This window comes from Pseudomonas linyingensis (assembly GCF_900109175.1).
GTDB classification, from domain to species: Bacteria; Pseudomonadota; Gammaproteobacteria; order Pseudomonadales; family Pseudomonadaceae; genus Geopseudomonas; species Geopseudomonas linyingensis.
In genome coordinates, this window is record NZ_FNZE01000004.1 from 288,440 (window position 1) to 301,503 (window position 13,064).

Genomic DNA, 13,064 nt, shown 5'->3' on the forward strand with positions numbered 1-13,064 from the left:
GTCAGGCAAAGCCGCACACGCCGAGCATACTCAAAAAGAGATACAGAGCAACAAGAAAAAAGTCTATTTGAGTATCCCTTTCGCTTATGGCCAGCGCCTCCAGGCAGGCCAGCCAGACCGCGGACAGCACGCAAACCGCCTTAAAACCGTTGCCGTAGAGCGATTTACGGGCAAAGTGCGGCCGCGCCGAGCGACCGCCAAGCGATACAAAAAATATAACCGGAAGCTGTTTAACGAATAAACAATCTGGGCGCGCGACCCGCCGCCGGCCGCGGGCAGGCCGCTAGCGCAGCCCGCCGAAGCGCCGCTGGAAGCTTTCGCCGGCCTCCGGCAGGGGGCCCTCGGCGGTTTCCAGCACCCGGCCCAGCCACTGTTCGGCCGGCGCGCAAATCAGCCGGTAGATGTTGCGGCACAGCTGGCGCGCGGCACGGCCCTCCCAGTCGCCGGGGAGCAGCTCGTCGGGCAGCTGCGGATCACGCAGCAGCAGCTTGCGGTATTCGTGGATCAACAGGGTGCGGGCGAGGAAGCAGTCCTGCGGATCGAGGTGCTCCTGCTCGCGCAGCGCCTGCCACAGCGGGCGGAACAGCTGGATGAACTCGCTGTAGTGGGAGCCGAGCACGTCGATCTTCCAGCTCTCCTTGACCTGCAGGCGCAGCGCGCGGGAGGCCAGCACCTCCTGGGTGGTGGTCTCGAACAGGATGGTGTCGTCCAGCGCCTCCAGCTCCTGCAGGGTCGCGGCCACATCGGCGCGGTCGCAGCGCGGGCTGGCCAGCACGGTCGGCGCCAGCGCGCCGAAGCCCTGCCACTCCAACTCCTCGCGCACCTGCTTGCGCTTGTTGGGCTCCAGCTGCGACAGCACCGCTAGGCACCAGGTGCCGTCCCAGGCCGGTACGTTGCTGCTGTAGATGCGCTTGAAGGCCTTCTCGAAGCGCCGCCGACCGGCGCCGGTCAGGCTGTAGTAGCTGCGCCGGCCGACCTTGTCGGCCTTCAGCCAGCCGTCCTTGGTCAGGCGGAACACCGAGGTGCGGATCAGCCGCTGGTTGATGCCCATCGGCTCGAGCAGCTGGATCAGGCTGCCCAGCCACACCGCGCCGCCATGGGGTTCGATGGCATCGCCATAGACGGTGACGATCAGCGAGCTGGCACGGATGGGCGTCTGTTCCTGGAAGCGCTGGATCAGATTGGCCAGAGGGGCGAGGGAAGTCATGGGAACTGGGAATGGCCGAAAAAACGCGACTATACCTAGGGGGTCGGGGCGAATGCTACCGCCCGACTGCATCGCTCGGACATTCCGGCGCCGAGCGGCACAGGAGGGTGCATGGCACAGGCAGACAAGCACTTGGCAGACACAACAATGCAGCGCCGCCCGCCTGCCGGCAGACTCCAAGTGGCCAATTCGTCGCGCCATCACCGCGGCCCAACAACTAGAACATGGAGCCATCCCATGCGAATAAGCCCCATCCTTGCCCGCACCGCACTGGCGCTCGGCGTCGTGCTGGCCGGCACCGCCCACGCCGAACTGCCGGTGGAGAAGGAAGGCCAGGTCACCCTGCCCTTCCCCCCGGAACCGCACCGCGCCTACGTCGTCGACGTCGAATTCGAGAACATGATCGCCACCCGCGTCACCGTGGTCGATCCGGACAACAAGCGCATGCTCGGCATGCTCAGCACCGGCGGCATGGCGCCGATGGTACCCGCACGCGACCAGAAGACCCTGTACACCGCCGACACCTACTGGTCGCGCTATACCCGCGGCACCCGCACCGACATGTTGACCGCCTGGGACAGCTCGACCCTGTCGCCGCTGTGGGAAGTGGAAATTCCGCCCAGGCGCGCCAACAGCATCACCGAGCGCTACGCGCTGAACACCAGTAGCGACGACCGCTTCGTCTACGTCTACAACTTCACCCCGTCCACCTCGGTCTCGGTGGTCGACATCAAGGCCCGCAAGCTGGCGAGCGAGATCGACATCAGCGGCTGCATCCTCAACTACCCGATCGGCACGCGGCGCTTCGCCTCGCTGTGCGGCAACGGCAGCCTGCAGGTGGTGACCCTCGACGACAACGGCAAGGAAGTCTCCCGTCACCAGACGCCGATGTTCGACCCGAACAAGGTCAAGATGGTCGAGCGCGCGGTAGCCAAGGGCGACACCTACTACTTCACCACCACCGAGGGAGTGATCCACCCGGTCGACTTCTCCGGCGAAAAGCCGAAGTTCCTGCCGACATGGTCGCTGGTCAGCGAAGAGGACAAGAAGGGTGGCTGGGCGCCCGGCGGCTGGCAGATGATGGCGCTGGCACCCAAACTCGATCGTCTGTACGTGCTGATGCACCCCGACCACAAGCCGCTTAACTGGGAAGACCCCACCACCATCGTGTGGGTCTACGACCTGAAGACCCAGAAGAAGATCGGCACCATGGAGGCGCCCGGCCTGATGTGGAGCATGCACGCCACCAACGACGACGCCCCGCTGCTGCTCGCCAGCACCGTCACCGGCGACCTTGAGGTGTTCGATCTGAAGAGCGGCAAGCACACCGGCACCGTGGAGAAGATCGCCAAGACGCCGACCCAGGTGCTGAGTCACTGAGGAGGTCACCATGCCACTGGATCCCATCCTGATTCACGCCTGCGCCCTGGCGCTGGCGGCGATCCTCGCCACGGCCGCCACCCACAAGCTGCGCGCGCCGCGCTGGTTCGTCGCGCAGCTGGAGGCCTACGCACTGCTGCCGCAGGGACTGCTCAAACCGGTCGCCCGCCTGCTGCCGCTGCTCGAAGGCGCCGTCGCCCTCGGTCTGCTGCTGCCGCTCAGCCGCAGCGCCGCGGCGCTGGCCGCCAGCGCGCTGATGCTGCTCTACGCCGGCGCCATCGCCGTCAACCTGTGGCGCGGCCGTCGCGACATCGACTGCGGCTGCGCCGGCCCCGGCGAAAGCCAGCCGCTACGCCCAGTGCTGCTGCTGCGCAACTCCGTGCTGCTAGGCCTCGCCCTGCTCGCCACCGCTACCCCGCTGGCGCGCGAGCTCGGCCTGTTCGACGGCTTCGTCGCCATTGCCGCCGCCGCGGTACTCCTGCTGCTCTACGCGGCGGTCGACGGTCTACTGACCAACGCCCCGCGCCTGCTCAAACTGACTGGAAGGTGAACCTTATGGAAGCCCTGATCGTTTCCAACATCCTGCTCTGGATACTGCTGATCGCCCTGGCCTTCGTGGTCATGGGCCTGGTGCGCCAGATCGGCGTGCTGCACGCCCGTATCGCGCCGGCTGGCGCGCTGATGCTCGACAAGGGCGTGACGGTCAACGAACCGGCCCCCCAGGTGACCGCCGCCGACCGCAACGGTCGCCCGGTGAACTTCGGCTACCCCGGCGACAAGGGCCAGCTGCTGTTCTTCCTCTCCCCCAGCTGCCCGGTGTGCAAGTCGCTGCTGCCGGCGATCAAGGCGGTGGCCAAGGAGCGTCCCGACCTCGAGGTGGTCTACGTCAGCGACGGCGATCCGGACGCCCAGGCGGCGCTGATCCGCGAGTTCAAGCTCGAGGACGCCCGCTACGTGGTCGGCCCGGAAGTCGGCATGACCTACCAGATCGGCAAGCTGCCCTACGCCGTGCTGATCGACCAGCCCGGCATCCTGCGCGCCAAGGGCCTGGTGAACTCCCGCGAGCATCTGGAAAGCCTGTTCGAGGCCGAACGCATGGGCATCGCCTCCTTGCAGGACTACCTGCACAGCCCCGATCACGCTCACGGCAACGCCGTGAAGATCCATCAATAACAAGGCCCGAGGAGACACCCCATGAAACTGCTGGATATCTTGTTCGAGCGCTCCGCGCGCCGGGTCGCAGACGTCACCTCGCGCCGTCAGGCCCTGTCCCGTCTCGGCTCCTGGCTGGTGGCCGGCGCCGCCCTGCCGCTGCTGCTGCCGATCGACCGCGCCTCCAAGGCACATGCCGGCGAGACCGGCAATCCCGGCGATCCGGGCGATCCGAACAGCTGCGACTACTGGCGCTACTGCTCGATGGACGGCTTCCAGTGCAGCTGCTGCGGCGGCACCGCGACCAGTTGCCCGCCCGGTGCCGAGGTATCCCAGGTGACCTGGATCGGCACCTGCCGCAACCCGGCCGACGGCAAGGACTACATCATTTCCTACAACGACTGCTGCGGTAAGCACGCCTGCGGCCGTTGCGCCTGCACCCGCAACGACAGCGAGGAGCCTATGTACCGGCCGTTCAACAACAACGACGTCAACTGGTGCCTCGGTGCCAAGTCCAACAGCGTCTACCACTGCACCATCTCGGTGATCCGAGGCGTCGCCCAGTGAAGGAGGGAACCGTCATGCGCCTGCTGATCCTCTCCGGACTGGCTGCCGTACTGGCGGCTCCACACGCTCTGGCCCGCGCCTTCCCCGATCCACACCAGAAACCGGCGCCGGGCAACGAGGCTGCGCAAACGCCGATCGCCGAGGCCGGCTACAGCACTGCGACCAACTACCAGTTGCAGTGCGCCGGCTGCCACCTGGGCAGCGGCGAGGGCGCACCGCGCAACGGCACGCCGCGGATGAGTGGCTTCGTCGGCAACTTCCTGCGCGTCGAGGGCGGTCGCGAGTTCCTGGTGCGCGTCCCGGGCGTCTCGCAGTCGGCGCTCAGCGACGGGCAGATCGCCGAGTTGCTCAACTGGATCCTCGATCCGCAGCACGGCATGGCCGGGGCCAGCACCCCGGCCGACTTCCGCCCCTACAGCGCCACGGAAGTCGCCGAGGTGCGCCACCACGCCATCCTCAACCGGCCCGGCGTCCGCGCCGGGCTGATTGCGCGGATGCGCGAACAGGGCATCGTCATCGAGGATGGCATGGGCACGCCGTAGCCGTTGCGGGAGGCACTGTGACAACGCTCGGGCCGGCTTATGCCGGCCCGAGTCTTTTGCAGCCCGAAATATTCTGCAGCAGCGCAACCCCCAAGTTCTGCTCTGCCGGCCGAACGCCCGATGAGCGAAGCACCGAATGGGGCATGTGGGAAGGACCAATCCCGGAGGACAGCGCCAGCAGAAGGATTGCGCCAGCACAGGGGCACAGGGGCACAGGGGCACAGGGGCACAGGGTGGGGAGTATCAGCAGGAATGGGGGGCGCGAGGAGAAGCGGTGCCGACAATCTGAGACCATCGGCACCGCGCGGGAGGGTCAGCGGGTGAACACCTGGGTGGTGGCGATCGCCATGTCACCGCCGGGCAGCTCGATCTTGCCGAGCGGCTCCAGGCTGTCGGCGTCGAACACCGCCAGGTCGTTGTAGGTGCCGCCCAGGTAGACCTTGCTGCCGGCCTTGTTGAAGGCGATGCAGTAGTAGGAGTGGTCGAGCTTGGCCGCCTTGAGCAGCTTCTGCTCCTTGATGTCGTACTTGGCCAGGCGGTTGAGCACGCCGAACATCTGGTTCGGGTCCTTCGGCGAGCGCATGCCGGTGAAGTAGATCTCGGTCAGCGGCGCGAAGTCCTGCACGGTCGGCTTGCCTGTCTTCAAGTCGATGCTGAAGTAGCCGTAGACGTAGTCGGCGGTCGCCGGATCCTGCTTGCCGTCCTTGAACTTGGCCGCGGTGTAGAGCAGCGAGAAGTCGCGCCGGTAGGTCTGCTGGTTCCAGGCGTAGAGCACGTCCGGCGGGCTATACAGCGGGCGCTGCCAGTTGCGGCTGGCCAGCGCCACATCGTATTTCCCGGTCTGCACGTCGAGCTTGTAGATGTCGGCGCCGGCCATGTACAGGCTGCCGTCGTCGCCGGCCTGCATGATCGAGATCTGCCGCGGCACCTCGAAGCTGCGCAGCGGCTTGGCGTCCAGGCCGGCGTCGGTGGCGTAGACCTGCAGGCGCGGCGCCTTGACCACGTAGTGGTCGAGCTTCAGCTCGGTCGGGTTGGCGACGCTGTAGATCTCCTTGCCGTCCGGGCTCAGGGCGATGGAGAACAGCGCCTTGGCCTTCTCGGTCGGTCTCTGCGCCAGGCGCGCGTGGAATACCGTCTGGCAGCTATCCAGGTCGATGCCGTAGAGGTCGCCGTAGTGGTTGTTGAGCACGTAGGCGGTCTTGCGGTCGGGACCGATCTGGGTGGTGCCGGGGCCGTAGGCATCGGGCATCACGCAGGTCTTGTAGACCTTGTCGCTGGCCAGGTCGACCACGTGCAGGTTGTTCGGGTAATTGGTGGCGATCATGTATTCGTGGCCGGCCTTGAGCGCCGGACCGCTTTCGCCGGCGGCGTGCGCCGGCAGGCCCAGCGCGAGGCTGGCGATGGCGGCTGCCAGGCCGCTGATGGTGTGCAGCTTCATGTCGGTTCCCCTGTTGGTCTGCGGCCGTTCACTGGTCTTTCGGGAATACGGTGCCGAGGTTGCGCCAGTCCTCGGACGAGGCCTGCGCGTCCTTGTTCCAGTCCGGGTAGGTGCTCATCATGTCCGGCACCTGGGCCGGCCACCAGCAGGGATCGGAACAGCCGTACAGGTCGGACTCCATCGGCTGGCACAGCGAGGCGACGCCGCCGAAGGCGTCGATCTCCCAGCCCGGGTCGGTGGTCGCGGTGCAGCCGGCCACGGCACTCATGGCCAGCACTTCTTCCACGCGGTCTTCCGCGGCGGCCTGTTCGAGCAGCTGGGCTTTCTGGTTGAGCGGCTTGAGATGTTTCATGTCAGTGCGCCTTTCTCGGTGCGATGAAGCGGCTGAAGAAGGCCGGGTTGCCGGCCATGATCCGGTGGTAGACCTCGATGCCGAAGTCGACCCAGTCGCGCATCAGTTCGCAGTAGTGATAGGTGGGGTGGGCCGGGTCGCCGTAGCGGGCGTAGCTCTCGTGGTAACAGCCGCCCGAGCACAGGTTGCGGATGCGACAGCTGTCGCAGCCGGTGCCGCTGCGATCCAGACGCTGGGAGAGGAAGTCGTTGAGCTCGACCTGCTTAACGCCGCTGTGCACGTTGCCGAAGGTCGGCAGCTCCGAGCCGGTGAAGCGGTGGCAGAGGTTCAGCTCGCCCTTGTGATCCACCGCCAGCATCTTCAGCCCGGCACCACACGGCAGGGCCTTCTTCTGCCCCTCGTGGATGTCGGTAAGCAGCTGGTGCAGGTTGGAGAAACCGATGCTGCGTCCCGCCAGCGCCTCGTCCAGGTAGCGGCGACCGAGGGCCTTCATGTTGGCGAACACTTCCACCAGCTCCTCGCCGCTGAGGTTGAAGTCGCTGAGGTCGCCGGAGGTGACCGGGGCGAAACCGACTTCGGCGAAACCCAGCTCGTTGAACAGGTGGTTCCAGATGGTCTCGACGTCGGTGATGCCGCGGGTCAGGGTCACCCGCGCGCCCACCGGGCGGCTGTCGTAGCGCGACAGCAGCATGTCCACCTTCCTCCTCACCACGTCGTAGGTGCCCTGCCCGCCCACGGTGATGCGGTTGCGGTCGTGTACCGTCTTCGGTCCGTCGATGCTCACCGACAGACCGAAGCGATGGGCGTTGAGCCAGTCGACGATCTCCTCGGTGAGCAGGGTGGCGTTGGTGGTCATCACGAAGTCCACCGCCTTGCCCAGTTCGGCGAAGCGCGCCTCGCAGTACTCCACCATCGCCTCGATCAGCGGCCGGTTGGACAGCGGCTCGCCGCCGAAGAACACCACGGTGTAGCGCGCCTCGTCGGGCGACTCCTTGAGCAGCATCTCCACCGACGCCTGGGCGGTGTCCAGCTGCATCTTCTTGCCGGCCGACGGCTTGTCGAGGTCTTCCTTGTAGCAGTAGGTACAGCTCAGGTTGCAGCCGGTGTTGACGTTGAGCACCACGGTGTTCAGCGCCGTGCGCTCGACCCGCTGCACGGCGATTTCCGGCGTCAGCGGCGAGCCGTCGCTGACCACCTGCAGCGCCAGCAGCTCGCGCAGGGTCTCGCTTACCTCGCCATCGGCGAAGCGCGGCGACAGGCGCTGCACCAGCTCCTCGCCGGAGCAGGCGCCATCGCGCAGCGTGTCGATGATTTCCCCGGTCACCTCGTCGGAGGCGAACAGCGAGTTGCTGGGCACATGGAACAGCAGCCGCTCGGTCTCCACGCGCACCTCATGCAGGTTGCGCTCGACCAGATTCAAGATAACGCCCATGGCAATCTCCCAGAATCAATCCAATCCCGTGTATGGAACCGGACGGCCGGCGGCCGCCCGGTGCACCTGCCGGTCATGGCAGTGGCGGGTTGTTCCAGCGCTGCACGGTAACGATCAGTTGGCCTTCGCCCTTGAGCGGCTTGCCGCCGTCGTCGAGCTGGGCGATCACCTTGAGGTTGCCGGCGTTGTTGGTGGACATCTTGCGCGCCGGGTTGGGGCCGGCATCGCCCGGCACGAACACGCCGTCGGCCTGCATGCGCCCGGCGTACTTGACGTCCTCGTCCTCCGCGGCACGCTCGTCGAACGCTTCCACCGACCATCTGGCCGGCAAGTAGCCGATGCGGAAGGCTTTCCCTGCGGCATCCTGGCCCCAGGCCTCGGCGTCGAAACGGCCCTGCATCTTCGGCGTCGAGCCGCCGTTGTCGCCAACGCGGGCGACCGAGAAGGCCGGCACCACCTTCACCTCGCTGACCGAGCGATACACGGCGAAGTTGGCGCCCTTGAGCGCACCGACGGCGACCGCGCGGCTGCCGGCGGCGGCATTGGCGGCGGCCCTGACCTTGACGCGCAGGCGCTCGGGGCTCTGCTCCAGCACCTTGACCACCTCGACACCCGGGCCGAAGTCCGGCGTGCCGGACAGCTCGCTGCCGACCAGGGTCAGCTCGGCCTCGCTGCCGGCCTTCAGGTAGCCCGGCTGCACGGCGAGCAGGCGCGGCGTGCCGGCCCTGGCGGCGACGAAGTCGAGGCCGCGCTCGTCGTGCTCGGTCTCGAACATCCGCCCGCGCATCTCGCCGTTCAGCGCGCTGAACACCTGGCGCATGGCCACGCCGTCGACCTTGAGATTGGCGCGCCACTCGTAGCCGTTGTAGAGGAGCGCCGAACCGCTGCCTTCCAGCGGTTTGCCGTCGGCGTACTGGCCCTTGAGGCTGACCTTGAACGCATCGCCCTCGCCCGACTCCACGCTCATCACCCCGCGCACGTCGCCCCTGGCCGGCAGGTGGCCGCTGAAGCTCCATTGCCCGGCCAGCGCGGCAGCCTCGGGCTTGGCCTTCTGCCAGTCGGCCCAGGCCGGGTTGTCCAGCGCATACTGGCTGGCCAGCTTAGGCACCATCTCGCCCAGGGCGATCGGCAGCCAGTCGCGGTCGCGCGACTGCGCCTGGTATTCCAGCGACGGCCACTGACCGAGGTGGAAGTTGACCAGATGCTCCCACTCCTTGGCCGGCCGACGCTGCAGCGCCACCCGAGCGCCGGAGTGGCAGCGCGCGCACATCTGAGCGAACTGGTCGTCGAACTGCTCCACCGTGTTGAGGCGGCGCTCCATGGCGTAGCGCACGCCCTCGGTCTCGCTGGGCGCCAGGCCCTGCTGATCGGCCAGGTACTTGACCAGGGTGCGGCGGTCGTCGTCGCTGATCTTCACTCCATGCATCACCTGCATGCGCGCGATGCTCATCAGCCAGCCCTCCGGCGTCTTGCGCTGGTGGCTGATGCGGCTGAACTGCTCGTCGCCCTCCTTCGCATGGCAGGCCACGCAGGTTTCGCCCAGGATCTGCGCGCCCGTACGCTCGGCCGCCAGTGCCGGCTGCGCCAGGCTGGCGACCGCCATGGCCAGGCTCCCGGCCCCCAGGTAGTAGCGGAGTCTTGTCATCATAGAAATCGGCTCTCCACGCTGTTCTTCTGATTGGCATCACGGCAAGGCTGATGCTCCCTGCCAGCATCGATACACATTGCGTGCCATACACATGAATATCTTTTTAAAACAATTACTTAATCAAAAATATCGACCTTTAAGGAGAGCCGAAGAAGCACGGCGGCCGTCACATTTCGAGACAGCGGTTGCAATCTGAGACAGCCGCAAGACGCACTGCCACGCGGCCGCCGGCGACTGTCGCAGCACCGCAGCACGGCGTCGCAAACTGCGACAGGCGAATTCATCCCTGGCTCTGGAGTTCGCAAATAAACCCTTAATTTTCAATTGCTTGCACATAAAAACGGGATTGGCACGGCGGTTGCCACATGACCTGCAGATCACAACGAGAGGTCATCCCATGTCTGCTTCACTGCCTGTTCATCCCCGTACCCGCGAATTCCTCGACCGTCCGCAGAAGATGCTGATCGGCGCGGAGTGGGTCGACGCGCTCGCCGGTGCCCGCATGCCGGTGTACAACCCGGCCACCGCCGAGCCGCTGTGCCAGGTGCCGGCGGCCGGCGCCGAGGATGTCGAGCTGGCCGTGCAGGCCGCCCGCCGCGCCTTCGACGACTCGCCGTGGAGCCGCATGCGCCCGCGCGAGCGGCAGAACCTGCTGTGGCGCCTGGCCGAGCTGATGGAACGCGACGCCCAGGTGCTCGCCGAGCTGGAGTGCCTGAACAACGGCAAGAGCGCCGCGGTGGCGCGGGTTATGGACGTGCAGCTGGCCATCGACTTCCTGCGCTACATGGCCGGCTGGGCGACCAAGATCGAGGGCAGCACCGTCGACGTGTCGATGCCGCTGATGCCCGATGACCAGTTCCACGGCTACATCCGTCGCGAGGCGGTCGGCGTGGTCGGCGCCATCGTCGCGTGGAACTTTCCGCTCCTGCTGGCCTGCTGGAAGCTCGGCCCGGCGCTGGCCACTGGCTGCACGGTGGTGCTCAAGCCGGCCGACGAGACGCCGCTGTCGGCGTTCAAGCTGGCCGAACTGGTGCTAGAGGCCGGCTATCCGGAGGGCGTGTTCAACGTGGTCAGCGGCACCGGCGTGCAGGCCGGCGCGGCGCTGACCCGCCACCCCGGCGTCGACAAGCTGACCTTCACCGGCTCCACCGAAGTCGGCAAGCAGATCGGCAAGGCGGCGATGGACTCCATGACCCGGGTAACCCTCGAGCTGGGCGGCAAGTCGCCGACCATCGTGCTGGCCGATGCCGACCTGCAGCAGGCCGCCGCCGGCGCCGCCAGCGCGATCTTCTTCAACCAGGGCCAGGTGTGCTGCGCCGGCTCGCGCCTGTACGTGCAGCGCAAGCACTTCGACAACGTGGTGGCCGACATCGCCGGCATCGCCAACGGCATGAAGCTCGGCAACGGCCTGGACGCCAGCGTCGACATGGGTCCCTTGATCTCGGCGCGCCAGCAGCAGCGCGTACACGACTACATCGAGCTGGGCCGCGAGCTGGGCGCCACCATCGCCTGCGGCGGCGAGCGCTTCGGCCCCGGCTACTTCGTGCAGCCGACGGTGATCGTCGACGTCGACCAGCAGCATCGTCTGGTGCAGGAGGAGATCTTCGGCCCGGTGCTGGTGGCGATGCCCTTCGACGACCTCGACGAGGTGGTGCGCATGGCCAACGACAACCCCTACGGCCTGGGCGCGAGCATCTGGTCCAACGACCTGTCCGCCGTGCACCGCCTGGTGCCGCGCATCAAGTCCGGCTCGGTGTGGGTCAACTGCCACAGCGCTCTCGACCCGGCGCTGCCGTTCGGCGGCTACAAGATGTCCGGCCTCGGCCGCGAGATGGGCGCGGCAGCCATCGAGCACTACACCGAACTGAAGTCGGTGCTGATCCGCCTGTGAGGTCCGCAGCCGGCCGCCGCAAGGCCGCCGGCCAGCTTGCCAAGCCCCCGACACGACCATGATCCGCACGGAGTTGCCTGCATGAATCGAGCCCTATTCCGACCGTCCCGCCTGCCGCCCGCCGTGGTCCTGAGCGCGGTGCTCGTAGGCCTGGCTCCAGCCCACGCCTACGAACTCTACAACCAGGACGAGACGGTGCTGAACGCCGACCTCGAGGCGGTGTTCGGCCTGATGCACAGCCGCAAGAACTACGCCCTGTTCGGCAACCGCGAGGCCGGCAGCTCGAGCTGGCGCGAGGGCTACATCAAGTACGGCCTGAGCGGCAGCCAAGGCCTGAATGGCGCCGGCAGCGCCTATGGCGCGCTCAGCCTGGTCAGCTCCGGCACCTGGGGCGACGGCGATGCCGCCGGTTTCACCGAGGGCAGCGAGCGGCGCACCGATATCGAAGACGCCTACCTTGGCTGGCGCTCGGGCCAGCTGTTCCCGGCGCTGGGCGAGAACGGCGTGGACATCTCCGCCGGCCGGCAGAAGCTGGTGGTCGGCGACGGCTTCCTGATCAACGGCGACTCGGTGAACTTCGGCGACGTCGATCTCGGCGCCGACTTCGATCGCGGCGGTGCCTACTACCTCGCCGCGCGCAAGGCCTTCGACCAGACCGCAGCGCTGCGCCTAGGCGGCGAGCAGGGCTGGCGCAGCGACCTGATGTGGCTGAAGTCCGACAACCGCGCCCAGGCCGAGACCGAGCTGGCCATCGCCACCTTCGAGCATGTCGCCGAGCCGGGTACCCTGGGACTGACCTGGATTCGCGGCCTCGACGTCAACGAGCGTTTCGCCAGTGCGGCCCAGGCCGAGCGCGACGGCATGGACACCGTCAGCCTGCGCGGCGCCGGTGGTCTGGGCGTGGAAAATCTCAACCTGGCCTTCGAGTACGCCACCCAGGACAAGAGCAGCGGCCGCGAGAATGCCTGGTATGTGGAAGGCGCCTGGACCTTCGCCGACCTGCCCTGGTCGCCGACCGCCACCTACCGCTACAGCCGCTTCTCCGAGGAGTTCGATCCGCTGTTCTACGGCCTCAGCCGCGGCTACGGCACCTGGTTCCAGGGCGAGGTGGCGGCCAACTACGCCGGGCCGTTCAACAGCAACACCCAGGTCCACCACGTCGGCCTCAAGGCCACGCCGCTGGAGAGCCTGACCGTCGGCGCGCTGTATTTCGACTTCGACACCCTCGACACCGACCTCGGCAACCTCGGCGGCCGCGAGCTGGACCTGTACGCCGAGTGGATGGTCAACGACCACCTGCTGATCAGCCCGGTGCTGGGCGTCTACCAGCCCGAGCGCAGTGCAGCCGACGGCGGCGTGCAGCTGGGCGGCGACGGCACCAACCTCTACAGCCAGCTGGTCTTCGCCTCCTTCTTCTGAGTTCACCCCTTGGCCGGATCACCCGTGGCAGGCGGT

12 protein-coding genes are annotated in these 13,064 nt (G+C 67.0%); 7 read left to right on the plus strand and 5 right to left on the minus strand.

Going from position 1 to position 13,064, the window contains the following annotated elements:
• Positions 1 to 283: 283 nt before the first annotated feature.
• Entirely contained in the window at positions 284 to 1,207 is a 924-nt protein-coding gene (gene paaX, locus BMZ19_RS07245; RefSeq protein WP_090309042.1) for a phenylacetic acid degradation operon negative regulatory protein PaaX, read from the minus strand.
• Between the two features lie 237 nt (positions 1,208 to 1,444).
• Between paaX and BMZ19_RS07250 the strand changes: the two genes are divergently transcribed.
• The 5 genes from BMZ19_RS07250 to BMZ19_RS07270 are packed head-to-tail and all read left to right on the plus strand — an operon-like array spanning position 1,445 to position 4,848.
• Positions 1,445 to 2,587 carry an amine dehydrogenase large subunit gene (locus BMZ19_RS07250; RefSeq protein ID WP_090309044.1) on the plus strand — a complete coding sequence of 381 codons (1,143 nt, stop codon included), beginning with the start codon at positions 1,445 to 1,447 and terminating at the stop codon, positions 2,585 to 2,587.
• Positions 2,588 to 2,597: 10 nt separating this feature from the next.
• Positions 2,598 to 3,137, plus strand: a complete 540-nt coding sequence (locus tag BMZ19_RS07255; protein ID WP_090309047.1) for a MauE/DoxX family redox-associated membrane protein — start codon at positions 2,598 to 2,600, stop codon at positions 3,135 to 3,137.
• 5 nt (positions 3,138 to 3,142) lie between these two features.
• Positions 3,143 to 3,760, plus strand: coding sequence for a methylamine dehydrogenase accessory protein MauD (mauD, locus tag BMZ19_RS07260; RefSeq protein ID WP_090309051.1), 618 nt, complete (start codon positions 3,143 to 3,145; stop codon positions 3,758 to 3,760).
• Positions 3,761 to 3,781: 21 nt separating this feature from the next.
• Positions 3,782 to 4,306 carry a methylamine dehydrogenase light chain gene (locus tag BMZ19_RS07265; RefSeq protein ID WP_090309054.1) on the plus strand — a complete coding sequence of 175 codons (525 nt, stop codon included), beginning with the start codon at positions 3,782 to 3,784 and terminating at the stop codon, positions 4,304 to 4,306.
• A gap of 14 nt (positions 4,307 to 4,320) precedes the next feature.
• Positions 4,321 to 4,848 (plus strand): cytochrome C, encoded by a 528-nt coding sequence (locus BMZ19_RS07270; RefSeq protein ID WP_090309057.1) that lies wholly within the window; start codon positions 4,321 to 4,323, stop codon positions 4,846 to 4,848.
• Positions 4,849 to 5,161: 313 nt separating this feature from the next.
• Here BMZ19_RS07270 and peaD read toward each other — a convergent pair whose 3' ends face one another.
• From peaD to peaA, 4 genes are all read right to left on the minus strand, one after another.
• On the minus strand, positions 5,162 to 6,286 hold the full coding sequence (gene peaD / locus BMZ19_RS07275; protein ID WP_090309060.1) for a quinohemoprotein amine dehydrogenase subunit beta: 1,125 nt from the start codon (positions 6,284 to 6,286) through the stop codon (positions 5,162 to 5,164).
• A gap of 28 nt (positions 6,287 to 6,314) precedes the next feature.
• The gene (gene qhpC / locus BMZ19_RS07280) at positions 6,315 to 6,638 is read right to left on the minus strand and encodes a quinohemoprotein amine dehydrogenase subunit gamma (protein WP_090309063.1); all 324 of its coding nucleotides are present in this window, start codon (positions 6,636 to 6,638) and stop codon (positions 6,315 to 6,317) included.
• Between the two features lies 1 nt (position 6,639).
• Positions 6,640 to 8,070 (minus strand): quinohemoprotein amine dehydrogenase maturation protein, encoded by a 1,431-nt coding sequence (gene peaB / locus BMZ19_RS07285; protein WP_090309066.1) that lies wholly within the window; start codon positions 8,068 to 8,070, stop codon positions 6,640 to 6,642.
• Between the two features lie 73 nt (positions 8,071 to 8,143).
• Positions 8,144 to 9,718: a quinohemoprotein amine dehydrogenase subunit alpha gene (gene peaA / locus BMZ19_RS07290; RefSeq protein ID WP_090309069.1), complete on the minus strand. Its 1,575-nt coding sequence runs from the start codon at positions 9,716 to 9,718 to the stop codon at positions 8,144 to 8,146.
• Between the two features lie 397 nt (positions 9,719 to 10,115).
• Here peaA and BMZ19_RS07295 point away from each other — a divergent pair, with 397 nt between their 5' ends.
• Together BMZ19_RS07295 and BMZ19_RS07300 are read left to right on the plus strand one after the other, a co-directional pair.
• The gene (locus BMZ19_RS07295) at positions 10,116 to 11,609 is read left to right on the plus strand and encodes an aldehyde dehydrogenase family protein (RefSeq protein WP_090309071.1); all 1,494 of its coding nucleotides are present in this window, start codon (positions 10,116 to 10,118) and stop codon (positions 11,607 to 11,609) included.
• Between the two features lie 81 nt (positions 11,610 to 11,690).
• Positions 11,691 to 13,028 carry an alginate export family protein gene (locus BMZ19_RS07300; protein WP_090309074.1) on the plus strand — a complete coding sequence of 446 codons (1,338 nt, stop codon included), beginning with the start codon at positions 11,691 to 11,693 and terminating at the stop codon, positions 13,026 to 13,028.
• Positions 13,029 to 13,064 lie beyond the last annotated feature (36 nt).

What these genes read in the sequence shown, in the direction of transcription:
- BMZ19_RS07255 (WP_090309047.1), top strand. Translation starts at nt 2,598, where the DNA reads ATGCCACTGGATCCCATCCTGATTCACGCCTGCGCCCTGGCGCTGGCG.
- BMZ19_RS07300 (WP_090309074.1), top strand. Translation starts at nt 11,691, where the DNA reads ATGAATCGAGCCCTATTCCGACCGTCCCGCCTGCCGCCCGCCGTGGTC.
- BMZ19_RS07250 (WP_090309044.1), top strand. Translation starts at nt 1,445, where the DNA reads ATGCGAATAAGCCCCATCCTTGCCCGCACCGCACTGGCGCTCGGCGTC.
- mauD (WP_090309051.1), top strand. Translation starts at nt 3,143, where the DNA reads ATGGAAGCCCTGATCGTTTCCAACATCCTGCTCTGGATACTGCTGATC.
- peaA (WP_090309069.1), bottom strand. Translation starts at nt 9,718, where the DNA reads ATGATGACAAGACTCCGCTACTACCTGGGGGCCGGGAGCCTGGCCATG.
- BMZ19_RS07270 (WP_090309057.1), top strand. Translation starts at nt 4,321, where the DNA reads ATGCGCCTGCTGATCCTCTCCGGACTGGCTGCCGTACTGGCGGCTCCA.
- peaD (WP_090309060.1), bottom strand. Translation starts at nt 6,286, where the DNA reads ATGAAGCTGCACACCATCAGCGGCCTGGCAGCCGCCATCGCCAGCCTC.
- peaB (WP_090309066.1), bottom strand. Translation starts at nt 8,070, where the DNA reads ATGGGCGTTATCTTGAATCTGGTCGAGCGCAACCTGCATGAGGTGCGC.
- BMZ19_RS07295 (WP_090309071.1), top strand. Translation starts at nt 10,116, where the DNA reads ATGTCTGCTTCACTGCCTGTTCATCCCCGTACCCGCGAATTCCTCGAC.
- paaX (WP_090309042.1), bottom strand. Translation starts at nt 1,207, where the DNA reads ATGACTTCCCTCGCCCCTCTGGCCAATCTGATCCAGCGCTTCCAGGAA.
- qhpC (WP_090309063.1), bottom strand. Translation starts at nt 6,638, where the DNA reads ATGAAACATCTCAAGCCGCTCAACCAGAAAGCCCAGCTGCTCGAACAG.
- BMZ19_RS07265 (WP_090309054.1), top strand. Translation starts at nt 3,782, where the DNA reads ATGAAACTGCTGGATATCTTGTTCGAGCGCTCCGCGCGCCGGGTCGCA.